General features: G+C 67.0%; 24 protein-coding genes. 13 read left to right on the forward strand and 11 right to left on the reverse strand.

Annotated features, from left to right (window positions below; translation table 11 throughout):
* Positions 1-11 precede the first annotated feature (11 nt).
* From H7J86_RS17785 to H7J86_RS17795, 3 genes are read right to left on the reverse strand one after another with little or no spacing between them, the layout of a single operon-like run.
* Positions 12-1,535 (reverse strand): hypothetical protein, encoded by a 1,524-nt coding sequence (locus H7J86_RS17785; RefSeq protein WP_267292393.1) that lies wholly within the window; start codon positions 1,533-1,535, stop codon positions 12-14.
* Positions 1,507-2,910 (reverse strand): O-antigen ligase family protein, encoded by a 1,404-nt coding sequence (locus tag H7J86_RS17790; protein WP_187097089.1) that lies wholly within the window; start codon positions 2,908-2,910, stop codon positions 1,507-1,509. Before H7J86_RS17790 ends, H7J86_RS17785 begins: the two co-directional genes overlap by 29 nt.
* Before the next feature lie 13 nt (positions 2,911-2,923).
* Positions 2,924-4,387 (reverse strand): hypothetical protein, encoded by a 1,464-nt coding sequence (locus H7J86_RS17795; protein ID WP_267292394.1) that lies wholly within the window; start codon positions 4,385-4,387, stop codon positions 2,924-2,926.
* A 624-nt stretch (positions 4,388-5,011) separates the two neighbouring features.
* Between H7J86_RS17795 and H7J86_RS17800 the strand changes: the two genes are divergently transcribed.
* Together H7J86_RS17800 and H7J86_RS17805 are read left to right on the forward strand one after the other, a co-directional pair.
* Positions 5,012-6,109 (forward strand): hypothetical protein, encoded by a 1,098-nt coding sequence (locus H7J86_RS17800; RefSeq protein WP_267292395.1) that lies wholly within the window; start codon positions 5,012-5,014, stop codon positions 6,107-6,109.
* Positions 6,110-6,115: 6 nt separating this feature from the next.
* Positions 6,116-6,862: a hypothetical protein gene (locus H7J86_RS17805; RefSeq protein WP_267292396.1), complete on the forward strand. Its 747-nt coding sequence runs from the start codon at positions 6,116-6,118 to the stop codon at positions 6,860-6,862.
* Here the strand turns inward: H7J86_RS17805 and chsH3 are convergent, their stop codons facing one another.
* Entirely contained in the window at positions 6,863-7,723 is an 861-nt protein-coding gene (chsH3, locus tag H7J86_RS17810; protein WP_267292397.1) for an enoyl-CoA hydratase ChsH3, read from the reverse strand.
* Positions 7,723-9,408 (reverse strand): 3-oxosteroid 1-dehydrogenase, encoded by a 1,686-nt coding sequence (gene kstD, locus H7J86_RS17815; RefSeq protein WP_267292398.1) that lies wholly within the window; start codon positions 9,406-9,408, stop codon positions 7,723-7,725. Before kstD ends, chsH3 begins: the two co-directional genes overlap by 1 nt.
* 95 nt (positions 9,409-9,503) lie before the next feature.
* Here kstD and H7J86_RS17820 point away from each other — a divergent pair, with 95 nt between their 5' ends.
* The 6 genes from H7J86_RS17820 (at position 9,504) to H7J86_RS17845 (ending at position 16,102) form a co-directional block, all read left to right on the forward strand.
* Positions 9,504-10,289, forward strand: a complete 786-nt coding sequence (locus H7J86_RS17820; protein ID WP_090354305.1) for a 2-keto-4-pentenoate hydratase — start codon at positions 9,504-9,506, stop codon at positions 10,287-10,289.
* Positions 10,290-10,303: 14 nt separating this feature from the next.
* Positions 10,304-11,221, forward strand: a complete 918-nt coding sequence (locus tag H7J86_RS17825) for an acetaldehyde dehydrogenase (acetylating) (protein ID WP_267292399.1) — start codon at positions 10,304-10,306, stop codon at positions 11,219-11,221.
* Positions 11,218-12,267, forward strand: coding sequence for a 4-hydroxy-2-oxovalerate aldolase (gene dmpG, locus H7J86_RS17830; RefSeq protein ID WP_267292400.1), 1,050 nt, complete (start codon positions 11,218-11,220; stop codon positions 12,265-12,267). Before H7J86_RS17825 ends, dmpG begins: the two co-directional genes overlap by 4 nt.
* Before the next feature lie 103 nt (positions 12,268-12,370).
* Positions 12,371-13,357 carry a permease gene (locus H7J86_RS17835; RefSeq protein WP_267292401.1) on the forward strand — a complete coding sequence of 329 codons (987 nt, stop codon included), beginning with the start codon at positions 12,371-12,373 and terminating at the stop codon, positions 13,355-13,357.
* Positions 13,354-14,019 carry a TIGR03943 family putative permease subunit gene (locus H7J86_RS17840; RefSeq protein ID WP_267292402.1) on the forward strand — a complete coding sequence of 222 codons (666 nt, stop codon included), beginning with the start codon at positions 13,354-13,356 and terminating at the stop codon, positions 14,017-14,019. The genes H7J86_RS17835 and H7J86_RS17840 overlap by 4 nt, the downstream gene beginning before the upstream one ends.
* A gap of 40 nt (positions 14,020-14,059) precedes the next feature.
* Positions 14,060-16,102 carry a RecQ family ATP-dependent DNA helicase gene (locus H7J86_RS17845; RefSeq protein WP_267292403.1) on the forward strand — a complete coding sequence of 681 codons (2,043 nt, stop codon included), beginning with the start codon at positions 14,060-14,062 and terminating at the stop codon, positions 16,100-16,102.
* Here H7J86_RS17845 and H7J86_RS17850 read toward each other — a convergent pair.
* Entirely contained in the window at positions 16,064-16,750 is a 687-nt protein-coding gene (locus H7J86_RS17850; protein WP_267292404.1) for a GNAT family N-acetyltransferase, read from the reverse strand. The two genes, H7J86_RS17845 and H7J86_RS17850, sit on opposite strands and share 39 nt — an antisense overlap.
* Positions 16,751-16,876: 126 nt before the next feature.
* On the opposite strand from H7J86_RS17850, the gene H7J86_RS17855 reads away from it, so the two are divergent.
* Entirely contained in the window at positions 16,877-17,311 is a 435-nt protein-coding gene (locus H7J86_RS17855; protein ID WP_267292405.1) for a hemophore-related protein, read from the forward strand.
* Here the strand turns inward: H7J86_RS17855 and H7J86_RS17860 are convergent.
* Positions 17,308-18,246: an IclR family transcriptional regulator gene (locus H7J86_RS17860; protein ID WP_187097075.1), complete on the reverse strand. Its 939-nt coding sequence runs from the start codon at positions 18,244-18,246 to the stop codon at positions 17,308-17,310. The two genes, H7J86_RS17855 and H7J86_RS17860, sit on opposite strands and share 4 nt — an antisense overlap.
* A 104-nt stretch (positions 18,247-18,350) precedes the next feature.
* On the opposite strand from H7J86_RS17860, the gene H7J86_RS17865 reads away from it, so the two are divergent.
* The 3 genes from H7J86_RS17865 to H7J86_RS17875 are packed head-to-tail and all read left to right on the forward strand — an operon-like array spanning position 18,351 to position 21,417.
* Positions 18,351-19,478 carry a hypothetical protein gene (locus H7J86_RS17865; protein ID WP_267292406.1) on the forward strand — a complete coding sequence of 376 codons (1,128 nt, stop codon included), beginning with the start codon at positions 18,351-18,353 and terminating at the stop codon, positions 19,476-19,478.
* Between the two features lie 2 nt (positions 19,479-19,480).
* Complete coding sequence (locus H7J86_RS17870; protein ID WP_372517289.1) at positions 19,481-20,275, forward strand: SDR family oxidoreductase; 795 nt, start codon at positions 19,481-19,483, stop codon at positions 20,273-20,275.
* Complete coding sequence (locus tag H7J86_RS17875; protein WP_187097073.1) at positions 20,275-21,417, forward strand: sulfotransferase family protein; 1,143 nt, start codon at positions 20,275-20,277, stop codon at positions 21,415-21,417. The genes H7J86_RS17870 and H7J86_RS17875 overlap by 1 nt, the downstream gene beginning before the upstream one ends.
* Before the next feature lie 3 nt (positions 21,418-21,420).
* On the opposite strand, the gene H7J86_RS17880 is transcribed toward H7J86_RS17875, so the two are convergent.
* From H7J86_RS17880 to H7J86_RS17890, 3 genes are read right to left on the reverse strand one after another with little or no spacing between them, the layout of a single operon-like run.
* Positions 21,421-22,065 carry a sensor domain-containing protein gene (locus H7J86_RS17880; RefSeq protein ID WP_235683424.1) on the reverse strand — a complete coding sequence of 215 codons (645 nt, stop codon included), beginning with the start codon at positions 22,063-22,065 and terminating at the stop codon, positions 21,421-21,423.
* Positions 22,055-22,525, reverse strand: a complete 471-nt coding sequence (locus H7J86_RS17885; protein ID WP_267292407.1) for a hypothetical protein — start codon at positions 22,523-22,525, stop codon at positions 22,055-22,057. The genes H7J86_RS17880 and H7J86_RS17885 overlap by 11 nt, the downstream gene beginning before the upstream one ends.
* Complete coding sequence (locus H7J86_RS17890) at positions 22,525-23,703, reverse strand: 3-ketosteroid-9-alpha-monooxygenase, oxygenase component (RefSeq protein ID WP_090354326.1); 1,179 nt, start codon at positions 23,701-23,703, stop codon at positions 22,525-22,527. The genes H7J86_RS17885 and H7J86_RS17890 overlap by 1 nt, the downstream gene beginning before the upstream one ends.
* A 97-nt stretch (positions 23,704-23,800) precedes the next feature.
* Here H7J86_RS17890 and H7J86_RS17895 point away from each other — a divergent pair, with 97 nt between their 5' ends.
* Positions 23,801-24,325, forward strand: coding sequence for a gamma carbonic anhydrase family protein (locus H7J86_RS17895; protein WP_090354327.1), 525 nt, complete (start codon positions 23,801-23,803; stop codon positions 24,323-24,325).
* Here H7J86_RS17895 and H7J86_RS17900 read toward each other — a convergent pair.
* Positions 24,312-24,935 (reverse strand): hypothetical protein, encoded by a 624-nt coding sequence (locus H7J86_RS17900; RefSeq protein ID WP_181953080.1) that lies wholly within the window; start codon positions 24,933-24,935, stop codon positions 24,312-24,314. The genes H7J86_RS17895 and H7J86_RS17900 overlap by 14 nt on opposite strands.
* Positions 24,936-24,951: the final 16 nt, after the last annotated feature.

Here is a 24,951-nt window from a genome sequence, read left to right on the forward strand (position 1 = left end):
CCGTTTCGGCATCACGTGACATCGCGATTCCTGCTCTCCGGCAGCACCACCCGTGCCACGCCGGCGTGTGCGCTCGGCACCGTCAGCAGCACCGCACCTGGCGGCATCGTGTCGCCGCCGAAGCCCACCAGGACGATCTTGTCCTTCGCCGGCGGCGGCGCGGAGGAGCCGCGCAGCGCGCGCATGTACATGGCCAGATCCTCGTCGGTGGTGGGCGGCCGGAACGTCCGGTCGACGGAGTCGGAGGCGTCCTTGGGGTTGCGCACCGCACGAACGAACCTCGGTTCGTACCCGGAGTACTCCGATGAGGCCAGCCACCGGGCGATCTGCTCCATTTGGAAGGTCTTCTCCTGCTCGGCGATCAAGGGCTGCGCGAGGTGCGTCGCGACCGGTAGGTCCACCCCGACACGCAGGAGCACCAGCAGTGCCGTGGCGACGGCGACGACGGCGACCGCTGCCCTTCGGGCCGGCATACGAAGCCGTTCTTCCCACGTTGAGTTGCCGTAGGGAACAATGGCCGTGCAGATCATCAGGGCGAAGATCGCATAGGTGGGCGAGCCCGTTGCGGTCGGCGCGGGAAACAAGGTGGCGCAGCACAATACGAGCGCCATCCACCATTTCCGCATCAGCAGTGTCTTGGCGAGGCAGAGGGCGATCCAGATCAGGAGCACGGGTAGGCCCGCATAGATGAACGACAACCCCGCGATGCCTGACCCGATGGCCACGATCCTGCGCGGTCTGACACCGACAGGCAGGCTCAACGAGGTGACGATGGCAAGACACAGGGCGACCAGCGAGGCGATCAGGTTGATCTCGGCAAATCGGTACGAGGCGAGCAATCCGTCGAGCATCTCACCGGCGGTGAGGACGTTCTTGTTGGACTGGGTGGCGAGCAGCGTCACGAACAGCAGCACCGCCGCCGCGAGGCCGCCGGCGACCATGGCCCTGAGACCCGCCAGGGTTCGCCATCGCTCGACCGCCATGCCGCCGACGCCGGCGAGATAGACCAGCAGCGAATAGGGATGGAACAACGCGGCCACGAGTGTGCAGAGGGTGAGGGCGACGAAGCGGTTGCGGGAGAAGTCCCGATCCAGCCAGAACAGCATCGCCGTCACGAACAGCAGTGGGCTGTAGAACACCCCGTGCAGGTGAAAGAGGTAGATGTACCCGGTGAAGAACACCCCGCCGGTGATCAATGCCGTGACCGCAAACAGCTTCCGTTCCCGCGAGGCCGTGAACAGGAGCACCCAGGCGGCCCCGGCGACAACATAATTGAAGATCTCGACGGGGTAGATCGCGCCCGCGGAGCGATAGCCGAGCCAGGCGAGCGCCTGGCCGAGAGGCCGGTAGTTCGCCACGGGCTCGACGACGCTGGTGAGCGCGCGCACCATCCCGATCTCTTTGAGCTGTGCGACGATCGCAAAGGACTCGTTGTGGTTGGCGTACGGAAAGCCGAGCAGGAACCAGAAGGAGAATCCGGCGAGCGTCAGTGTGGCGAAGACGGTCTCATCGCGGGTGGGCAGCCGAGACGGCATGAGTCACCGCCTTGTCCCAGATCGGCGCCTGCTCCCGCTTGTGCCGGTCGCACCACCCGACGGCGATTCCGACGAGCAGGAAGACTGCGGCGGTGGGGAAGTCGAGGAACCGGAGATCCACCGTGGATCCGGTGCACAGCAGCGTCGCCAACGCGATGATCCCGATCACGGCAAGAGGTTTGCCGCAGATATCGCCGTCGGGCAGCGTTCGGTAGGCGTCCCACAACCGGTGGGCGATGAGCGCCAGCACGCCGATCCAGAGGGCCAGCCCGATCAGGCCCAGTTCGGCGAGGATGCCGAGTTCATTCATGTGCGAGGGCATTCCGTACCCGTTGCGCCACGGCACCTCTGGCGCCCATTGCTGGTGGTGGAAGGTGTTGACCGCTCTGAACCGGTTGATTCCCCAGCCTTCGATGGGCTTTTGGCCGAAAGCCCACAGCGCGGTGCGGATCATGTTGAGCCGGTCCCAGACCTCGCTTTGTGAGCCCACGCCGCCGGCCGCCCGGTCGGAGCTGATGAACACCGACCAGTTGAGTGCGACGACTGCGGCGATGAGTCCGAGCGCCGCGGTGAATCCGGAGCGGTAGCCCTTGGCCAGCAGTGCCCCGAGGACGAGCATGACCACGCCGCTGAGCCAGGCGGCCCTGGTGTGCGTCAGGTAGAGCCCGTATCCGCATGCCACCGCGACCACGAGCAGCAGGCACCGGCGCCACGTCGGCTCGCCGTGCCGGCTCATCAACGTGATCGCGATGGCGAAGCCCAAGATCAGGATCAAACCGTTGACCACTGGCTGATTGACGACACCCACCGCACGGCCGACCCAGGTTTGATCGGCGGGCAGTGACCCGTCGACGATGGAACGGGGCCAGACCCAACTCGCCGGGCCGGTGAACTCGAGGATGCTCACCCAGGCCGAGTAGGCCGCCAACGCCAGGACGGTCCACAGCGACAGCCGGACCGCCGCCGGCCGGTCGAAAGCGTAGCGACCCACGGCGTACATGAGGAACGGGATCACCGTGCCGGTCATGATGAACCGGGCGGGCGGGTAGTCCAAGCCGTCCAGCGGTACCACCGTCGAGTACTCGTGTGGAGCGATCACCGAGTAGGCGTTCCACATCAGGTACAGCGCCATCGCCCATTCCACCGCGCCGACACCGCGCAACCTGGTGGGCGATACGTCCATCCACAACACGGTGGCGCCGATGACCAGAGCTATCAGTATCGCGAAGGTGTTGCCGGGAAGGTCGTCCGCGAGCGGCGAATGCAGAAACGTCGCCACCAGGAGCAGCAGTGCGGCGAGGATCGGGGCGGTCGTCCACGCCGTGTGCCGGCCGTCCCCGAGTCGGTGTCCCGCCAGGTGCGGCGAACCGGTCATCAGAGGCGTCGATTCACGCGTGATCTTGTTCGGGCACCGACCACGAATGTGGTCTGGTGTCGGCGGTGTGCACCGGCGAGCGGTGGTCATGGGCCGGCCGCTGTCCGGACTCGATCACGTCCGACCGGTCCACGGCCTCCGAGTGCGTGGAGGTCTGCGTGGCGTCGATCAGCACCGCCCCGAGCACGGCCGCGTGTGCGCGTTCCAGCGCCTCGGCGGCCGCGCTGATATCGCCGGCGCGCGAACCCGCAGCGACGACGAGAATCGCGGCATCTGCTGCGGCACAGAGCAGTGACGCGTCACTGCCGTCTGATATCGCCGGGGCGGCGACGAGGACGATGTCGCCGTGCGAGCGGAGTTCGTCCAGGACGGCGAGGATTCTCTCGCGGGTCGCCAGCGGGTACCGGTCGGCGAGATGCGCACCCACAGCGAGGACTTTCAGCGAAGGGATGTCGCCGTCCCTCAACAGATCGGGTATCCGGCGCGGGTCGGCGAGTGCCTCGTTGAAGCCGGCCTCACCGCGGGACTGCGCCGGCTCGTTGTCCGCGTAGACCAGCACGGCCCGCTCGTGTCGTCGGGCCGACAGCTCGGCGAGCTCGGCGGCGATGTTCCGGGATCCCCAGGTGCCGTGTCCGGCGGTCAGTGCGATGACGGTCGGCTTGGGAAGATCCTCAAGGCTGATGAGATTGGTCAAGGTGCGCAACCGATCTCGGCGCACTCCGGCCGACTCACCGGACCGGGGGCCGGGCAGTTCCACCAACGGCTCGATCCCGGTCTTCTCCTGCAGGTCGTCCTCACTGGTCACGCGTGACGACACTGCCGCCAGACCCAACGCGGCGAGGACGCCGAGAACCAGACCCCCGATCGCAGCCCGGCCGAGGGCCGACATGATGTTGGGTGCGACCTCGGTGACGCCCGCCTCGGGCTGCAGGGCGGTCAGCTGGTCGGCCAGGTTGGCCCGGGCCGCATCGATGCGTTCCTGCAGCGACGCGTAGTAGGGGTTCGTCGCACCGTTGGGATCCACCCGGGGTATCTGCCCCAGCTGACGCTCCAGGTCGGTGACGTTGTCCTGGATGCCTTCCTTCTGGACCGCGTTGATGTCATCGCTGAACGCCACCCCCATGGCCGTGGCCGCGCTCTGTGCGGTTCCAGGGTCGCTTGCGGTCGCTTCGATGGTCAGAATCGGACTCGATGCGACCGTCTGGGCGTCGAAGGTGACATCGGCGGGGATGGACGTCCCGGCGCGCAACCGGGGGATCGTCGCCGGCTCCCGGAAGATGGTGAGGTAGCCCACCATCATCACCGCGTCCTGTTCGGGGGTTCGCCCCGACAACACCAGCGTCGACTTCCCCACATAGGTGGTGGGTGTGGTCAACGCAGACATCGTCGCGCCGGCCAGGGCGAGCGCGGTGACCGCGGCAACGACCCACCACCGCCTCCGAACCTGTTCGATGCGGCGCTTCCATGTGGAATTCATCTGCCCTCCCCGATCAGACGTGCACGTCGAACCGTTCCGGTCGATACCGGTACCGGTCACCCTCGTGTTCGGGTGCACTCGGGCGTGAAAGGGCATGATCGACTGCCGCGTCAACGGCTCGTCGAAGCTCAGCCCTCTCGCCCACGCCCGTCCGCTCCCGTCCCCGTCGCGGGGCGGCGCCCGTCTCCGAACTCGAATATGCGAGGCCGAAAGATCGCTGAAATCGGTTCCCCCGAACCTGAATGGAATGAACTCCAGCTCTTCGCGGCGTCGCATATCCCTTCCCGAGGGCCCCCCACTGCGATCACTGCTGCGTCAATTTTAGGAGAGAGTGCCGGGTTTCGTCGCGAAATCGCACCGAATCATCCCTTCGGCGGACGCGGGCGGACCGGCAGCGCGCGCGGCAAGGCCGAGCGTCGGCGATCCTGGCTCGTTTATTTGCTGTTTTCGCACGATGGCGACAGGTATGAGTGGCGGCGAGGTTCGCCCCACAGGACGCGGCGGTCCGACCACCACCGGGACGTGCAGCCGTTCAGGCGTCTCATCCGACAAGTGTTCGGCCGCCTGCCCGGCGCACGGTAACCTCGAGACTGCTGTTCATATGCGCTCGAGGGGGGCCTTGGCATGGGCATACAGCCCGATATGAGCCCGTTCGGTTCGCAGACGGTCACCGGACCGGGCTGGCCGAACGTCGATGAGGACGCGCTCGGTGCCGCGGCCGCACAGTACGAGGCACTGGCGGCCAAGATCACCGGCACCGTGGTGCCTCAGCAATCAGGTCAGCTGATGAAGCTCGCCGACGTGTGGCAGGGCGGCTCGGCGGTCGCCGCGGCAGGCGAGGCCACCACGATCATCGGTGGTCATGAGTCCAACGGCGCCCAGGCCGCCGCCATCGCCGCGAAACTGCGCAGCATGGAGGCCGCCGTCGTGGCCACCAAGACGCTGGTCAACACGATGGCCGAAGAGACGAACGCGGAGTGCATGGCACTGCAGTCCATGCCCTACAGCAACGCCCAGGAGCTGGTGCAGGCCCGGATCAAACTGGGGTTGTCGCAGAACACCGCGACCGTGACCGCCAACGCCACCGAGCTGGCCAACACCATCGGGGCGCCGCCCAGCGTGCCGGCCTCGGGTCCGCCCGCGGTGGGCCCGCAGCAGCTGGCCGGTCAGGACCCACAGCAGGCGATGCAGATGCTCAGCCAGATGGGATCCATGCTCACCCAATTGCCACAGCAGCTCGGCCAGGCGCTCGGGCAGGCCCCCCAGCAGCTGATGCAGCCGTTGCAGCAGATGACCCAGCCGCTGCAGCAGCTCACCTCGATGCTCGGTAAGGGCGGCTCGCCCGGCGGTGCCGGGATGGGGCCCTCGCCGTTCTCGGCGTTCTCCAACCATCCGCTGGCGGGCGGCTCCGGCGCGGGTGGCGGCGCGGGCATGGTGCGTGCCGCTGGGCTGCCGGGCGCCGGTGGCGGGTCGCCGCAGACTCCGTTGATGGCAAGCCTGGTCGGCAAGACGCTGCCCGTCTCGGTGGCGCCGGCCGAGGCCGCAGCCGGTGCAGTCGTCGGTGGTGTCGCGCCCGTCGCGGCCGGTGGCGGCGGCATGGGCGGCATGGGTGGCGGGATGATGGGCCACCGCGGAACCGAGGGCGGTGGCACCAAACAGGGTCTGGCACTACCGCCATCCCTGGACTACGGGGAGGACGAGGTCGATGACGATGAATGGTGACCGCCGATGACGAGTCCGCTGGAGAAACCCGAAGGACTCACCTGGGATGCCGCGTCGGTCGAACTGCCGCCGATGCCGACGATCCCGCCGGGCGCCGATGCGATGAGTATGACCATCGCGTCGGTACTGCCCGCGCTGGAAGCATCCCTGACGGCCAATGTCACCGCGTTGTCGGCGAAGGAGAACCAGTTCTCCGGCAAGGTCGGCGCGGCGCAGTCGGCCTATCAGAACGCCGATGAGCAGGGTGGCCAGTCCGTCGGGCAGCTGGGCGGCATGCTCGGCCAGATGGGTCAGATGATGCAGGCGCCGATGCAGGCGGCCGGCAGCCTGGGCGGGCAGACCGGCAGCTTCGGCTCGATGATGCAGCAGGCCATGGGAAGTGCCGGCCAGGGCGGTGGCTCGGGGTCGGGCGCCGGGGGCGGCGCGGGCGGGCTCGGTTCGCTCGGGTCCCTCGGCTCGCAGCTGGCCGGACAGATACCCACGGACCAGGGCCGCCCGGACGATCGTCAGCAGCAGGACGAGCGCGAACAGCAGCAGAACGAGCGCCAGACCCAGCAGGATCAGCGCCAGACCGAACAGGACCAACGCGAACACCAGCAGGACCAGCGGCAGGCCGCCCAGGACGCGCGCGATGCGGCGGCACCGCAGCACGGTGCGGCGGGCCCGGCGGCGGGCACGGCGGCGCCGGCTCCGGTCTCACCGCACGAACACGGCAGGCCTACCGCCGGAGACGACGCGGCCCGCCGCGTGTGATCAAGCGGGGATGAGTTCCACTCCGGACAGCACGACGGCGTTGTCCCGGCTCGGTGCGGTCAGCACACCGAGGAACTTGCCGTCCTGCTTCCAGATATTGGCCTGCAATGCCTCACCCGGGATGACGGTGCCGGCGAATCGGGCACCGTAGGAAGCCACCTGCGCCACGTCGCTGTCGAGAAAGTGATCGACGATGGCCTTCGCGCCGATGCCGTAGGTGCACAGCCCGTGCAGGATCGGCCGATCGAACCCGGCGGCCTTGGCGAACGCCGGATCCGAATGCAGAGGGTTGCGGTCACCGCACAGCCGGTACAGCAGCGCCTGCTGCGGCAGCGTCGGCAGGGCAATCTCGGCGTCCGGGGCCCGGTCGGGCAGCTCCGCCGAGGTCGACGGTCCACGCTCCCCGCCGAATCCGCCCTCGCCGCGGGCGAAGATGGAGCGCTTCGTGGTCCACAGCACCGCGCCGGATTCGTCGGTCACGGTCGACTCGCTGACGATGACGGCGGCCTTGCCCTTGTCCCAGATCTCGGTGAAGCGCTGCTTGGACCAGGCTTTACCGCTGGTGGGGATGGGACCCGGCACCGTGACGCCCTCGTTGGCGTGCAACACCTTGGACAGCTCGATGTCGATCCCCGGGAACTGCACCGTCGGCGCCTCGGTCATGTGAAAGCTGACCGCGACATTGCCGAAGGTGGGCAGCACCTGCGGGGTGTTGTCCGTCAGGTAGCGCAGCTCGCGCTCGTCCATCGGGTCCGCACCCGCACCGAGCCCCAGGTGGTACAGCTGGATATCGCTACTGGTCCAGGAGAATTCGATGGGCTCCAGGTCGGCGGCGAGCGCCTTTTCGACATCGATGGGCACTAGCGGGCCTTTCCGGCTACGGCGAGGGCGGCCAGGTATCCGAAGGTCATGGCGGGTCCGATGGTGCCACCCGGGCCGGGATAGGTGTGGCCCATCACCGGTGAGCTGGCATTACCTGCGGCGTAGAGCCCCTCGATGATCGAGCCGTCGTCGCGCAAGGCCCGGCCGTGCACATCGGTGCGGATGCCGCCCTTGGTGCCGAGGTCACCCGGCACCATCTTGGCCGCGTAGAACGGGCCGTTCTTGATCTCACCCAGGTTCGGATTGGGCTTGTTGGTCGGATCACCGTAGTAGCGGTCGTAGGCGCTCTCGCCGCGGTGGAAATCCTCATCCACACCGGTCCGGGCGAACCCGTTGAAGCGCTCGACGGTGGCGGCCAAGGCCTCGCCGGAAAGGCCGGTCTTCTCGGCCAGCTCGGCCAGCGTGTCGGCCTTGACGACCACGCCGGACTCCAACCACTTCTTCGGAATCCGTTGTCCCGGCTGCAGTCCCGCGAAGATGTAGCGGTCCCGGTACTGCTGGTCGAAGATCAGCCAGGCCGGCACGTTCTCGCCCGGGCCCGAACCCTGACCGTACTGACCGCCGTACATGTGATGGCAGGCCTCGACGTAGGGCATGGACTCGTTCATGAACCTCTGGGCCTTGAGGTTGACGATGATCGACCCGGGAGAGTTGCGTTCGGACAGGGCGAACCACGGCGCGTCGACCAGCGGGACCGTCGGGCCCCACCACGAGTCCTCCATGAGTTCCAATGCCGCACCGAGCTTCTCGGCGGCCAGGATGCCGTCGCCGGTATTGGCCTTGGCGCCGACCGTCCATTCGGTGGTGATGGGTGCGCGCTGGTACTTCACCCGCATCTGCTCGTTGTGCTCGAAGCCGCCGGAGCCCAGGATAACCCCTTTGCGCGCCCGGATCAGTTGTGGCTCAGCAGATTCCGGTGCGCCGTCGGCCCGTACGTAGATCCCGCGGACCACGCCGTCCTCGACGTAGAGATCGGTCAGCGCGGTGTTCAGCAACACCGGAACCCCGGCGTTGCGCAGGCCGATACGCAGCGGTGCGATGAGTGCGCGGCCCATGCCGACGAGGTTCTTACCGGTCGCGTTGGCCCAGACCGAACGCACGCCCACCTTGATGCTGCGCAGCACACCACGCGGGTGGCGCTTGAGCTGGTTGAGTCGGACGTAGTCCTGCTGCAGCACCACCATGTTCAGCGGCACCTTGCCGTACGGCGGCTCCAGGCCGGACTCGTCGGGCCCGAGCTTCTTGGCGTTGAACGGCTTGGGCTCCACCGACCGTCCAGTGGCCTTGCCGCCCGCGGTCTCCGGGTAGTAGTCGGAGTACCCCGGCACCCAGCACAGCTTCAGCGGGGAGTTCGCGAGGACGAAGGACAGCATCTCCGGACCGCGGTCCAGGTAGGTGTCGATCTTCTCCGCGGGCACCACGTCGCCGACGATCGTGTGCAGGTATTTCCGGGCCGCGTCGGCGGTGTCTTTGACCCCGTCACGCTGGAGGATCTCGTTGTTCGGGATCCACACGCCGCCACCTGACCGCGCAGTGGAACCACCGTAGTGCGGAGCCTTCTCGACGACTACTGTCGAGAGACCCTGGTGAGCAGCGGTGAGGGCGGCGACCATGCCGGCAGCGCCGCTGCCGACCACGACGACGTCGTACTCCTGTCCAGTCATGTAGAACACGTTATAGAATTGCAGCGCCTTTCGACAACAGGCCCGTAACTGTGCCGGTCGAGGGCTTACCGAGGTTATGAGGGGAATTCACCAAGATGCTCAGTGTCGAGGTCCGTGACGAGCTTGCTGCCGATCTGGCTGAGGCGGAGCGCAGCCGGGTGCCCACCACCCCGTTGACGGACCGGTATCCGGACATCGATGTCGTGGATGCCTACGAGATCCAGTTGATCAACATTCGGCAGCGGGTTGCCGAAGGCGCGCGGGTGATCGGGCACAAGGTGGGGCTGTCCTCAGAGGCGATGCAGAAGATGATGGGCGTCGACGAGCCCGACTACGGTCATCTGCTGGCCGATATGGAGGTCTTCGAGGACAAGCCGGTTGCGGTGGGCCGGTTCCTGTACCCGCGAGTCGAGGTCGAGGTGGGCTTCATCCTGGCCGACGATCTGCCGGGCGCCGGCTGCACCGAGGACGACGTGCTGGCCGCGACGGCGGCATTCGCCCCGTCGATCGAGTTGATTGACACCCGCATCACCGACTGGAAGATCAAGTTGTGCGACACCATCGCGGACAACGCGTCGTCGGCCGGTTGGGTGCTGGGGCCGGAACGGGTGTCGCCCAAGGATATTGATATCAAGAACATCAGCGCTGTGCTTAAACGCAACGGTGAGGTGGTGGCGGAGGGCCGCAGCGACGCGGTGCTGGGCAATCCCGTCACGTCGGTGGCCTGGCTGGCCCGCAAGGTCGACCAGTTCGGGGTGCGGTTGAAGGCCGGCGACATCGTGCTGCCGGGGGCGTGCATGCGTGCGATAGATGCACGTCCGGGTGACGATTTCGTAGCAGATTTCGACGGACTAGGTTCAGTCCGACTGAGTTTCGAATAGGGAGAGCCGTTCTTATGGCTGATAAGGCATCAGTGGCGATTGTCGGGTCGGGCAATATCAGTACCGATCTGCTGTACAAGTTGTTGCGGTCGGACTGGTTGGAACCACGCTGGATGATCGGGATCGACCCGGAGTCTGAGGGTTTGGCCCGGGCCCGCAAGTTGGGCCTGGAGACCAGTCATGAGGGTGTGGATTGGCTTCTGGGGCGCAGTGAATTGCCGGATCTGGTGTTCGAGGCGACCAGTGCGTATGTGCATCGTGCTGCGGCGCCGCGGTATGAGGCGGCCGGGATCCGGGCGATCGATCTGACCCCGGCGGCGGTCGGGCCCGGGGTGATCCCGCCGGCGAATCTGCGTGCGCATCTGGATGCGCCGAACGTGAACATGGTGACCTGTGGTGGGCAGGCGACCATCCCGATGGTGTACGCCGTGTCCCGGGTGGTGCAGGTGGCCTATGCCGAGATCGTGGCGTCGGTGTCCTCGGCGTCGGCGGGGCCGGGGACGCGGGCCAATATCGATGAGTTCACCAAGACCACCAGCGCCGGGGTGCGTGATATCGGTGGGGCCGCCAAGGGGAAGGCGATCATCATCTTGAACCCGGCCGAGCCGCCGATGATCATGCGGGACACCATTTTCTGTGCCATCCCCGAGGATGCTGATCAGGCGGCGATCACCGCGTCGATCAAGGAGGTCGTCGCGCAGGTGCAGACCTATGTGCCCGGGTATCGGTTGCTCAACGAACCGCAGTTCGACGAGCCGTCGGTGGTCAACGGCGGCAACCATGTGGTGACGGTGTTCGTGGAAGTGGAAGGTGCCGGGGATTATCTTCCGCCCTACGCGGGGAATCTGGACATCATGACCGCCGCGGCCACCAAGGTGGGCGAGGAAATCGCCAAGGAACGGGCGTCGGCAGGAACGGGAGCGCAAGCATGAGTGCAGAAGTCTGGTTCGACGCGAGCTGGGATGTCCGGATGACCGACACCTCGCTGCGCGACGGCAGCCACCACAAGCGCCATCAGTTCACCAAAGACGAAGTGCAGGCGATCGTCGCCGCACTCGACAACGCGGGCGTGCCGGTCATCGAGGTCACCCACGGTGACGGGCTGGGCGGATCGAGTTTCAACTACGGTTTCTCGAAAACCCCTGAGCAGGAGTTGATCAAACTCGCCGCCGAGACCGCGACGAACGCCAAGATCGCGTTCCTGATGCTGCCTGGGGTGGGCACCAAGGAAGATATCAAGGAGGCGCAGAACAACGGTGGGTCGATCTGCCGGATCGCCACCCACTGCACCGAGGCCGATGTGTCGATCCAGCATTTCGGGCTGGCCCGTGAACTCGGGTTGGAGACGGTCGGGTTTTTGATGATGAGCCACACCATCGCCCCGGAGAAGCTGGCCGCCCAAGCCCGCATCATGGCCGATGCCGGCTGCCAGTGCGTCTACGTCGTGGATTCGGCCGGTGCGCTGGTGCTCGATCAGGTCGCCGACAGGGTCGCGGCGCTGGTCGCCGAACTCGGCGATGACGCCCAGGTCGGATTTCACGGTCATGAGAACCTCGGGCTCGGCGTGGCCAATTCGGTCGAGGCCGTGCGCGCCGGCGCCAAGCAGATCGACGGGTCGTGTCGCCGGTTCGGCGCCGGTGCCGGTAACGCGCCGGTGGAGGCGCTGGTCGGGGTGTTCGACAAGATCGGTGTCAAGACCGGTATCGACTTCTTCGATATCGCCGACGCCGCCGAAGAGGTCGTCGCCCCCGCGATGCCCGCCGAATGCCTGCTCGACCGCAACGCCCTGATCATGGGCTACGCCGGGGTGTACTCCAGCTTCCTCAAACACGCAGTTCGCCAGGGCGAACGTTATGGCGTGCCCGCCCATGAGTTGTTGCTCCGGGTCGGCCAACGCAAACTGATCGGTGGCCAGGAGGATCAGCTCATCGACATCGCGCTGGAAATCAAACGCGAGCAGGAAGCCTCCAACGCCTGACCCCCTATCCGCCCAATTGATCACACGGGCGGGAAAGGTCGAGAAGAACCGGCCAAAACGTCGATCTGGGTAACTGTCAGGAGGCCCGGGCAAGATAGAGGCCATGGCCACCACTGCGACAACGCGCCGCAGGGTGGGCTCACTGGAGTTCCTGCTGGTCGGTCTCATCGTGCTGGCGCTGTCGGCGGGGACGGTCAGCGGCGTGTTGACCACCCACCCGCGGCTGGCGGCCGCCGCCACCATCTTCTGCGGGGTGTTCGTTCAGGCGCTGCCCTTCCTGGTGCTGGGCGTCATCGTCAGCGGGCTGGTCGCCGCCTTTGTGACCGCTGAGCGGCTGCAGCGTTGGCTGCCGCGGCGCCCGGTGTTCGCGGTGGCCGCCGCCGGGGTGGGGGGAGCTGCCCTGCCGGGCTGCGAATGCGGCTCGGTCCCGGTGGCGCGCCGGTTGTTCAGCCCCGAAACCGGCGGTGCCGCGCTGACGTTCATGCTCTCGGCGCCGGCCATCAACCCGGTGGTACTGGTCGCTACCGCGGTCGCGTTCCCCGGTCAGCCGCAGATGGTGGCGGCCCGTTGCGCCGCCTCGCTTCTCACCGCGGTGACCATGGGTCTGCTGTGGCAGCGCTGGGGCCGCGCCGCGTGGGTGACCCGCACCCTGCCGACCCCGCACGATGATTCGGCCCCGCGCTGGTCGGTGTTCACCGGTGCTGCCCGGCACGACTTCCTGCAGTCCGCCGGGTACCTGGTGATCGGCGCGGCGGCGGTGGCACTGCTACGGGCGTTCGTGCCCACATGGGTGTTCGAGCACGTGGCCGGAAACCTGGTGGTCGGGATCCTCGCGATGGCGATCTTGGCGGTGGTGCTGGCCCTCTGTTCGGAAGCCGACGCCTTCGTCGCGGCCGGATTCACCATGCTGCCCTTGCTGCCCCGGCTGGTGTTCCTGGTGGTCGGCCCGGCCATCGACGTGAAGTTGTTCGCCATGCAGGTCGGGATGTTCGGCCGGGCGTTCGCGGTCCGGTTCGCGCCGCTCACCCTGCTGGTGGCCACCGCCAGTGCCATCGCGGTCGGACTGTTGGTGCTGGGGACCGCGTCATGAGCCGCGTCGTGCAGAACACGCTGGTGCTGTTGATCGGGCTGAGTGCGGGATTGCTGGTGGTGAAAGGCACCTACCTCAACTTCGTCAAACCGGGTCTACTGCCGTGGCTGATCGCGGCCGCGGTGCTGCTGGTGGTGCTGGGGCTGGCCGGATTCCTCGCCGACGCGCGCCACGGTGCGGCCGAGCACCACCACCACGGCGGTACGGCCTGGCTGCTGCTGATCCCGGTGGCGCTCACCGCATTCGTGGCGGTACCGGCCATGGGCGTGGTCGGCGCGACTCCGGAGTCGCCGGCCGCCGCGCAGCCGCATCTGCGGCCGTTCCCGCCGCTACCTGCGGATGGCACGGTCTCCCTGCCCGAACTGCTGATGCGCGCGGCCGCCGACTCGACGAAGAGCCTGGACAACCGATCGATCAGCACCACCGGCTTCGTCATGGGCGACGACCTGGCCCGGGTGGTGATCATCTGCTGCGCCGCGGATGCGCAGCTTGCCCGGGTCCATCTGTCCGGCAACATCTCCGGTCATCCCGATGACACCTGGCTGCGCATCGAAGGGCGTGTCATCCCGGGGTCCTCGAATCCTTCCACCCATTTCATCCCGACCCTGGAGGTCACCCGTGCCACCCCGATCCCCAAGCCTGTCAACACCTACGCGTACTGACGCGCAGGCCATCCTGGAGCAGCTCGCAGGCCAGGAGGCGGTGCTGCGCGATGATCAATGGACGGCCATCGAAGCGTTGGTCGTCGGGCGCAGGCGTGCGCTGGTGGTGCAACGCACCGGCTGGGGCAAATCGGCGGTGTACTTCATCGCCGCCAAGCTGCTTCGGGCCGCCGGGCGCGGGCCGACGGTCATCGTGTCACCGCTGCTGGCGCTGATGCGCAACCAGGTGGCGGCGGCGCAGCGGGCCGGGGTGGCGGCGGCGACGATCAACTCCAGCAATGTGACCGAATGGCAGGACGTGCATCGACGGGTGACCGCGGGTGAACTCGATGTGTTGCTGGTCAGCCCGGAGCGGTTGAACAATCCGGACTTCCGGGACGCCGTGCTGCCCGCACTGGCCGCCGACGCGGGGTTGGTGGTGGTCGACGAAGCGCACTGCGTCTCGGACTGGGGACACGACTTCCGTCCCGACTACCGCCGGATCCGGACGCTGATCGCCGAATTGGGTTCCGATATACCCGTTCTGGCGACGACGGCAACAGCCAACGACCGAGTGGTCGAGGATGTCGCCGCCCAGTTGGGCGTCGGCGGTGCCGATAGTATGCCGGGTGGGGGAGCGGACACCCTGGTGCTGCGCGGCGGACTGGACCGGGAGTCGCTGCGGTTGTCGGTGGTACAGGCCGGGGGACCAGCCCAACGCGCGGCATGGGTTGCCGCGCAATTGGATTCGCTACCCGGCTCGGGCATCATCTACACCCTCACGGTGTCGCAGGCCCACGATATCGCCGCGCTGCTGCGGGAACGCGGATTCCAGGTGGCGGCCTACACCGGGTCGACGGAGGCCGCCGAACGCGAGCAGTTGGAGGCCGACCTGCTGGCCAACCGGGTCAAGGCGCTGATCGCCACCTCGGCGCTGGGGATGGGTTTCGACAAACCCGATCTCGGGTTCGTCGTGCATCTGGGTGCGCCGTCCTCACCGATCGCCTACTACCAACAGGTGGGCCGTGCCGGTCGTGCCACCGCCAGCGCAGAGGTGATCCTGCTGCCAGGTCGCGAGGACGCCGACGTGTGGCGGTATTTCTCCTCGGTGGCGTTCCCGTCGGAAGCGATGGTGCGCAACGTGATCGGCGCGCTCGAGCCGGACCGGGCGCTGTCCACCGCCGCGCTGGAACCGCTGGTCGACCTCAACCGGTCGCGTCTGGAGATGGTGCTCAAGGTGCTCGACGTCGACGGCGCGGTGCGCCGGGTCAAGGGCGGCTGGATCAGCACCGGCCAACCGTGGGGCTACGACGAACCGCGGTACCGAAAGCTGGCGGAGGCCCGGCAGCGCGAGCAGCAGGCCATGCTCGACTACCAGTCGACATCTGGGTGCCGGATGGCGTTCCTGCGGGGGCAGCTCGATGACCCCGACCTGGCGGCCGATCATCGGTGCGAGCGCTGTGACAACTGTGTCGGCTCCCGTTACCCGAACGCGGTCGATGTGTCGGCGGCCGAATCGGCCCGCGAGCAGCTGATGCGACCCGGGGTGGAGTTCGCCCCGCGCCGCCAATGGCCCACCGGGCTGGCGTCCCTGGGTGTCGACCTGTCCGGCCGCATCGGGGACGGCCCGGAACCTGGCCGGGTGATCGGCCGGCTCACCGACCTGGGCTGGGGCACCCGGCTGCGGCGGCTGCTGGACGAGCCCGACGGTGAAGTCCCCGATGACCTGGTGCAGGCCGCCATAGCGGTGCTCAAGGCATGGGACTGGAAGACCAGGCCCACCGCGGTGCTGGCGCTGGACTCGGCCACCAGGCCGCAGCTGATCCGCTCGACCGCGGCCCGGCTGGCCCAGCTCGGCAGGCTTACCGATCTCGGGGTGCTGCGGTACCTACCCGAGCACCGGCCCGTCACCGCGGCGAACTCGGCTTACCGGGTGGCGGGACTGCGGGATGCGTGGGAGGCACCGGTCCACGTGGATGCGGGACCGGTACTGCTCGTCGACGATGTCACCGATACCGGGTGGACGCTGACCATGGCGGCACGGGTGGTGCGGGCTGCCGGTGCGTCAGCCGTCCTCCCGTTCGCGCTCGCCGCAGTGCGGTGAGAAGCCCAGCTGCGCGGCGACGGCCGGCACGCCGCTCAGATGAATGTCATTGCGGCGGATCGGCTTCCATGCGGCACGGCGCATCGTGAAGGCGAGCATGGTGTCGGTCCGGTCGCGGCGTTGTTCCTGCGCGGTGCCGGTCTGCACGTAGGGCAGCGATTGCGTGACACCCAGCGATGCGGCGTTGTCGTGCCACGCGCGGGTGGTGGCCTCGCCGGCGCCGAAGCCCGCGAAGATCAGATGCAGGGCGGCCTGGCGCATCTCCCGCCCGAGGCCGCGGCCCTGATGTGCGCGGCCCAGCCACGACCCCGTCGTCACCGATCGGTGGGCCGGGAACTGCTCGGCGTGCACCGTGCACACCCCGACGGGCCGCCCGCCGGCGAGCACGGCGAGCGGCAGGTCCCAGTGTTCGGGGGTCACCTCGGCGCGGCAGCGCCAGAAGTACTGCAGGCTGTTGCGTTCCAGCTGGGGCGAGGGCACGTCGGTCCACGGCTCCGAGAACGGCATGGTGGCAGGATCGTGAATACCCCCGGCCGCCAGGCGCGCGAGTTCGGTGGCCAGCTCGTCGGTGATGTAGCGCAGGCCCAGGGTCGGAGTGGTCACCTCCAAGTTCGCCAGCGGCCAGATCGGGTCCGTCATGGCTGCCATCGCAACACATCGCGCCGTGCGGACAGAAGTGAATTTCCGCCACCTGTGTAACAGCCGTGTTTGCCGAGGCGACGTGCTCTACAGGGCCGGGATGCCCCGGCCGATCCGCTGCAAAGGAGTACACACATGGCTCGTATCGCCGCCTTCCGGCGCGCCACCTTCGGTCTCATCGTTGCCGGTGCCGCCGGCGCCATGCTGGGCATGCCGACCGCCTGGGCTGATCCGGAGGACTCGGACAGCACGCCCGCCCCGGCGACTCCGACGACGTCGGCGCCCGCAGCCGGCGACTGCAACGCGGCTGGGCTGGCCGACACCATCAGTTCGGTCACCAAGGAGCTGTCGGCGTACTTCGCCGCGCATCCCGACGTGAATGCGGCGCTCATCGACTTCACCCGGCAGCCGGCCTTCGTCGCGGTCGGTCAGTTCGACGGCTATTTCAAGGATCATCCGCAAGAGGCCGATGAGCTGCGTGCCATCCAGGCGCCGCTGACCGCCTACAAGGACCGGTGCGGGTTGCAGGTGGCGCCGACCGACGCGCTCGCGGTGCTGGCCGAGGTCTAGGTCCGGTCCGGTCTCGACCCGCCGAGCTGGGCGGTCAGCGCGGCCGCGCTGGTCATCACCTCGCGGGCTCGTTCGGTGATCTCGCTGTCGGTCAGGGCATGCCCGATCTGCAGCGAGACCACCATGACCTGGCGTCGGTGATGGTCGAAGACCGGCGCGGCGATGACGCTGATGTCGTGCCGGGTCGGTGGCCCCGGCTCGCCACGGTCCGCACTGTGCGCAGGCGGCTCGTCGTCGGGCAGGTAGACCCGTTCGCCGATATCGGAGACCAATTCGCCCAGCAGCGCCCGTAATTCGTCGGGCAGCGTGCTCGACATCCCGGCCATCAGGGCATAGAGCCGCCGGCCACCGGGAGTCAGCCGCTCCGCCAGATAACCCGCGGCACGGCATTCGGTGATCACCCGGGCCAGGCGATCGCTGTCGGTGCGCAGCGGAATGGTGGGTTCCTTGGCCAGCCACTCCCGGACGGCTCGTTCGTCCCAGAGCACGAACATCAGTCCGACGGGTGGGGCGAACGGATAGCTCTGACCGACCCGCACCGCCGGCGGCGTGCCCGTCGGGGCCACCAGTTCCAGCAGGGTGATGCGGTCGTCGACGACGCCCGAGAGTGCCGCGGTGGCATCGAACTTCTCACTGAGGCGTCCCAGTTCGGTGCGTGCGGCCGGGCTGACCCGCATCGACTCCTGGGCGGTATGGCCGAGCGTGATCAGCGCCGGGCCCAGCCGGTAGGTCTTGTCCGAGGATTCGCGCACCAGGTAGCCGCTCTCGGCCAGGGTGGTGACGATCCCCAGACAGGTGGGCTTGCTCAGCCCGACCCGGCGGGCCAGTTCGGACAGGCCGAACCGATCGTGCGGATGGCGCGCCAGGAAGTCCAGGATCGCGACCACGCGGGCGGTGGGTGGTGAGGCGCGCCCCGCCGGTTCGGCGAGTGTCATCGCTACTGACCCCCAATCGTTGACGCGAACTAGAACCCGTTCTAGTCTCAGGTCGGAAACTCTACCACTGCGGTCCAATATTGGAACGCAAGGAACGGATGAGGATGTACGCACAACCTTTTCTGGACGCCGTCGCCGAGGCCGAACGTCTCGTCACCGAAGCTCCGTTCATCGAATCCGAAGCCGATCTGCTCGAAGGGCTGCAATATCTGGCCGGCTGCATCGCGGCCTGCACGCACGTCGCCTTCGACTACGACCGCGACCACCCGTTCCTGCACAGCGGAACTGGTCCGTTCACCAAGATGGGCCTCGACAATCCGGACACCATGTACTTCGGTACCCGGGTGCAGCCCGGCCATGAATATGTGGTGACCGGACGGCGCGGCACCACCACCGATGTCAGCTTCCAATTGCTGGGCGGCGAGTACACCGAGGAGGTCGTGCCCGACAGTGAGACGGCCTTCGACGACCGCAAGCTCGACATTGCCGCCGACGGCACCTTCGAATGGCGCTTCACCCCGGACAAGCCCGCCCAATTGGTGATCCGCGAGGTCTACAACGACTGGGCGGCCCAGCGTGGCACGTTCGCCATCGCGCGGACCGACACCGCCGGCACCGCCCCGGCTGCGCTCACCAGAGAACTGGTGGAGAAGCGCTATGCGGTGGCGGGCAAGCAACTCGTGCAGCGCGTGAAGACCTGGCTGCAGTTCCCGAAATGGTTCTACGACAACCTTCCGGTGAACACGCTGACCGCGCCGCGGCTGACCCCGGGCGGGCTGGCCACCCAGTACTCCGCGGTGGGGCACTACGATCTTGCGCCGGACCAGGCCGTCGTCATCACGCTGCCCGTCACCGATGCGCCGTACGTGGGCTTCCAGCTGGGCAGTCTGTGGTACATCTCGCTGGACTACATCAACCATCAGACGTCGCTGAACGGAACTCAGGCGCAGGCGGATCCGGATGGCAAGGTCCGCATCGTGGTCTCCGATGCGAACCCCGGCGTGACGAACTGGTGTGAAACCCTGGGGCACGGCAAGGGATATCTCCAGTTCCGCTGGCAGCGGGTGTCGCGCCAGCTGACCGAAGCGGACGGCCCGACCGCGCAGATCGTCGACCTGGCCGACTTGGCGGGGGCGCTGCCGTACTACGACTCGAACAAGATCTCAGACGATGACTGGCGGGCGCGGATCGCGCTGCGCCAGAAGCTGATCGGCGAAAGAATGGTGGGTTGACGATGGCCGGTGCGTTGGGTGGACTGCTGCAGGACAAGGTCGTGGTGATCAGCGGCGTCGGGCCGGCGCTCGGCACCACGCTGGCGCGGCGATGTGCCGAGGAGGGGGCCGATCTGGTGCTGGCCGCCCGCACCGTGGAACGGCTGGAAAGCGTCGCGAAAGAGGTGACGGGGCTGGGACGCCGAGCCGTCGCGATCGGCACCGACATCACCGATGGGGCGCAGGTCGCCAATCTGGTCGACGAGTCGCTGCAGGCGTACGGCAAGGTCGATGTGCTGATCAACAACGCCTTCCGGGTGCCGTCCATGAAACCGTTCGCCGACACCACTTTCGAACATATCCGCGAGACCATCGAGCTCACGGTGCTGGGCGCGCTGCGTCTGATCCAGGGGTTCACCCCGGCGCTGGCCGAGGCCAAGGGGTCGGTGGTCAACGTCAACTCGATGGTGGTCCGGCACTCCGATCCCAAGCAGGGCGCCTACAAGCTGGCCAAGTCGGCGCTGTTGGCCATGTCCCAGTCGCTGGCAAGTGAGTTGGGCGGCAGCGGTATTCGGGTGAACTCGGTACTTCCCGGCTATATCTGGGGCGGAACCCTGCAGGGTTACTTCGAACACCAGGCCGGCAAATACGGCACCACCGTGGACGAGATCTACAAGGCGGCCGCGGCCAACAGCGATCTGAAGAAGCTGCCGACCGAGGACGAGGTGGCCTCGGCCATCCTGTTCATGGCCAGCGACCTGTCCAGCGGTATCACCGGGCAGACGTTGGATGTCAACTGCGGGGAGTACAAGTACTGATGACGCGCACCAATGTGGGGACCGTCGAGGACCTGCACGCCTCGGCCGTGAAGGCCTGCGGGCTGGATGATTTCGGCCCCGATGACGACAACTACAAAGAGGCGCTCGGCGTGCTGCTGGAGGCCTATCAACGCGATGCCGATCTCACCGAGCTCGGCAGCAAGATGCAGCGCTTCTTCGTGCGGAACGCCCTTGTCGCCCGTCTGGTCTCCGAGGCGGCGTTCAAGCAGTACCCGCAGCACGCCGACGTGCCGATCGAGCGGCCGATCTTCGTGACCGGCCTGCCGCGCACCGGCACCACGGTGATCCATCGGCTGCTCACCGCGGACCCGCGGCACCAGGGTCTGGAACTGTGGCTCGCCGAGTTCCCGCAACCCCGTCCGCCGCGTGAAACCTGGTCGCAGAATCCGGTATTCGCCCAACTCGACGCGCAGTTCACCAAGGCGCACGAGGAGAACCCGGACTACACCGGCCTGCACTACATGACAGCCGACGAGGTCGAGGAGTGCTGGCAGCTGCTGCGTCAGTCGCTGCACTCGGTGTCCTACGAGACGCTGGCCCACATCCCGACCTATTCCCGGTGGCTGGCGCGGCAGGACTGGACCAAGTCCTATCAGCGGCACCGCCGCAATCTGCAGCTGATCGGGCTCAACGAACCGGAGAAGCGCTGGGTGCTCAAGAATCCCAGTCACCTGTTCGCGCTCGACGCCCTGTTCGCGACCTACCCCGACGCGCTGGTGGTGCAGTGCCACCGGCCCGCCGAGACCATCATGGCCTCGATGTGTTCACTGGCCCAGCACACCACCGAGGGGTGGTCGGACACGTTCCGCGGCGAGGTCATCGGTGCCGACTCGATGGAAACCTGGTCGCGCGGCCTGGAACTCTTCGATGCCGAACGCGCCAAACATGATCCGGCTCAGTTCTGCGATGTGGACTACTTCGAGTTCATCAAGGATCCGATCGGCGCGGTGGAGGGTATCTACCGGACGTTCGGCATCGACTTCACCGACGCCGCTCGCCAGGCCATGGTCGATTCTCACGAGGCGAGCAAGAAGGGGCCGCGCGCACCCAAGCACACCTACTCGCTGAGTGACTACGGGCTCACCGACGAGCAGGTCAAGGAGCGGTTCGCCGGACTCTGAGCATCAGGCCTTCGTATTTGCCAGCGACTCAATGAGTTTGAGGGCATCGCGAGCCAAGGCGCTCACGTTGTAGCCGCCGACCGATCCGCACGTGGTGATCTCGATCGCGGCGTTGTGGGCAGCGACGAACGCGTTGTCACATGCCCAGTCGGCGGCGTGGAACGACCAGATCACCGAATGCGGCGAACCCTGGCCGGCGACACCCATGCTGAAGTGGTACTCCCGGCCCTTCATATCGGTGACGGTGAACGGGGTGCGGCACCCTTCCAGCGCGCTGCGGGCGCCGGTGATCGCCGACCGGGCATCGAAATCCGCGGCGTACACCGCGACGATCTCCTCGACATACACCGGCCGGCCCTCGGCGGCCACCCAGTGCCCACCGTCGGTCGCCTCGGGATGATGGTCGACGATGAACGGGGCATCCTTCTCCCGGGCCGCACCGGCGCAGGAATCGGGCACCACGCTGACGAACCGGTTGCCGTCCTTGTCGTCCTGGGCCTGCTTGCTGAGCAGGTCACCCACCTGATTGGCGAGAATGGGACCGACCCGGGGGGCCGGGTGCGGGGTCGCGGTATCGATGATTCGGGCGCAGCCACTCACCGCGAGGCCACCGGCAAGAACAAGGGCAACGGCGACGTCAGCCGTCACCGGGCGACGGTGCGCTCGACACCTCTTCCAGACAGCCTTCCGCGACGGCATGCCTGATGCTATCTGTCAGCTTCGGACAGGACCGCGCACGGGCGGGATCCCCGCCGGTGCCCCGAATCTCACTGAACACCGCACACCGCTGCGTTGCCCCGCTACTCCATTGCACCGAGGTCTGTTCCGGGCCGAGCTTCTTGACCTGCACCGTGACATGGCAGAACCGGCAGTCCACCGACACCAGGCCAGAGGTCAGATAACGCTCCCGGTCCCGCACGGTGGCCTCCCGGATGGCAGCGGCGCGGTGTGGATCGCCGGCGAAATCCGGTGCCTTCGACCAAGATCCGGGCGCAGTGGAGTCGCCGGCCGGATGATCGTGATCGTCATCGTGACCGAGCAACTCCAGCATCGACCGGGCCAGACGATCAACGTCCGGCGTCTGCGCCCGCTCGTCGTGGGTGGTCATCAGCTCGGCTGAACTGTTTCTACTGTCTCTTCGTGGGCCTTCTGACTTTCCTGGGCCTTGAGGTTCTCCTCCACCTCGACATGCCACTTCTCGTTGGCGGCCGTGGTGTCGACCTCCATCTCGAAACGGTCGGTCATATCCGCGGTGACATCGGCGACGTCGACGTAGAACTGCTGGTACCAGCGGCGCATCTGGTAGACGGCACCGTCCTCCTCGACCAGCAGCGGATTGTCGATCCGGGTCTTGTGCTTCCAGATCTCGACATCCTGCAGAAAGCCCTTGCTGACGCCCTCGGTGAACACCCGAGCGAGCTTGTCGGTCGTCGCCTCGTCCAGGCCCTTGGGCTTTTCGACGATGACGCCCCACTGCAGCATGAACGAGTCCTGGCTGACGGGGTAGTGGCAGTTGATCAGGATCGACTCGGCCTTGAAGCCGCCGTAGTTGTTGTGCAGCCAGTTGATCATGAACGACGGGCCGAAGTACGACGCCTCGGAATCCAGCTGAGCCTCACCGTAGGAGGTTCCCAGATCGTTTACATCAGGTCTGCCCACGTTGTGCAGGTACTGGGAGGCGATATGGCCCTCGAACACGTTCTTGAAGTACGTCGGCAGACCGAAGTGGATGTAGAAGAAGTGCGCCATGTCGGTGACGTTGTCGATGATCTCGCGGCAGTTGGAGCCCTCGATGAGCATCGTGTTCCAGCGCCACTCGGTCCACTGGTCGTCGGCGGCCTCGGGGATCTCCGGGATGCGGACCTCGGGTTGCGGCGGATTGCCCTCCACGTCGTGCCAGACGAACAGCAGGCCGCCGCGCACATCGGTCTCCCAGGCGCGGGTACGGGCCAGCCGCGGGGTGCGCTTGGCGTAGGGCACCAGCTTGCACTTGCCGTCCCCGCCCCAGCGCCAGTCGTGGAACGGGCACGCCACGGTGTCGCCCTTGATCTGGCCCTGCGCCAAGTTGCCGCCCATGTGGCGGCAGTAGCCGTCGAGGATCTTGACTTCGCCGTTCGAGTCGGCGAACACGACGAGCATGGTGCCGAAGATCTCGACGCCGTGCGGTTTGCCGTCGAGGAAATCCTTGACCGGACCAAGGCAGTGCCAGCCGCGTGCATAGCGGTCCGGCAGCGCTCCGGTGTCGATCTCCCTGACACCGACAGTGCCGGTGGATTCAGTAGTCACGGTGGGCCTCCCGTATCGGTCTTCTAACTAGAACACGTTACAGTTTTGGTCCTCGTTCGCGCAACGCATGCACGCCTACCTGCGGTATATGTGAACCATGCCTCTTTATGAATTCGAGGGCCGAACTCCCGTGGTGGACCCGACAGCGTTCATCGCTCCGACCGCCACCCTCATCGGGGACGTGCACGTCGCGGCGGGTGCATCGGTCTGGTTCAACGCGGTGCTGAGGGCCGACTACGCGCCCGTCATCATCCGCGAGGGGGCGAATGTGCAGGACGGATCGGTTCTGCATGCACCGCCGGGGATTCCGGTGGACATCGGCCCGGGAGCCACCATCGCCCACGGCTGCGTCATCCACGGTGCCCACATCGGCAGCCACGCCCTCATCGCCAACCACGCCACCGTGCTCGACGGGGCGATCATCGGTGCGCGGACCCTTGTCGCCGCCCACGCGCTGGTGGTCGGTGGCACCAAGATTCCCGATGAGGTACTCGTCACCGGGGTGCCGGCCAAGGTCAGGGGGCCGATCGCCGGTACCGGCGCGCAGGTCTGGATCGACACCAACGCCCAGGCCTACCAGGATCTGGCCCGCCGCTACCGCGAGGGCCTCAAGGCTGTGTAGCCAGGCCGGTCCGCAGGGCGATCGCCTGCATCTTGCCGACGTTGGTGACGAATGGGTCGGTGGTGACGTCCCCGATCGCGCTCTGGAATTCCAGCCGTACCAGGGCCCGGTCCACCGTGAAGAACATCAAGGTGACCGATTTGTCCTCTTCGGGCTTGGCGCCTTTGACGACGACGCCGCCGTTGCCCACCGCGATGGGTTGCGGGGTGCCGCCGGCCACCAGCGAGGGCAGCGTCGCCTCCGCCTGTTTCAGGGTCGCCGCGGCGGTGGCGGCGTCCGGGTAGATCAACACCACGGTGCTGATCGCGCGGTCGTCCTTGTCGTTGACGAAGAATGCGCTGGCCCCGGGTTGGCCGTCGGGCTGTGACTGCACGGACTGCTGGTGGAAAGTGTCCTGTTCGTCACTGAGGTCGTCGGCGGTGATCAACAGGCGCTCGTACTGCGGTGCGGCCTTGCTCTTCGAGGAGGGCGTGGTGGTCGTCGACGAGGGCTGTGCGGGAAAGCCAGGGAGGCTGGTCGCGGCGGGTGTGCTGCCGTCGGTACCGGCGCAACCGCTGATCAGGAAGGCGACGAGGGCTGAAAGGACGGTGGGGAAAATGAAGCGGCGCAAGGTGATCTGTTGACTC

It is taken from the genome of Mycobacterium hackensackense, from assembly GCF_025822555.1.
GTDB lineage: Bacteria > Actinomycetota > Actinomycetes > Mycobacteriales > Mycobacteriaceae > Mycobacterium > Mycobacterium fluoranthenivorans.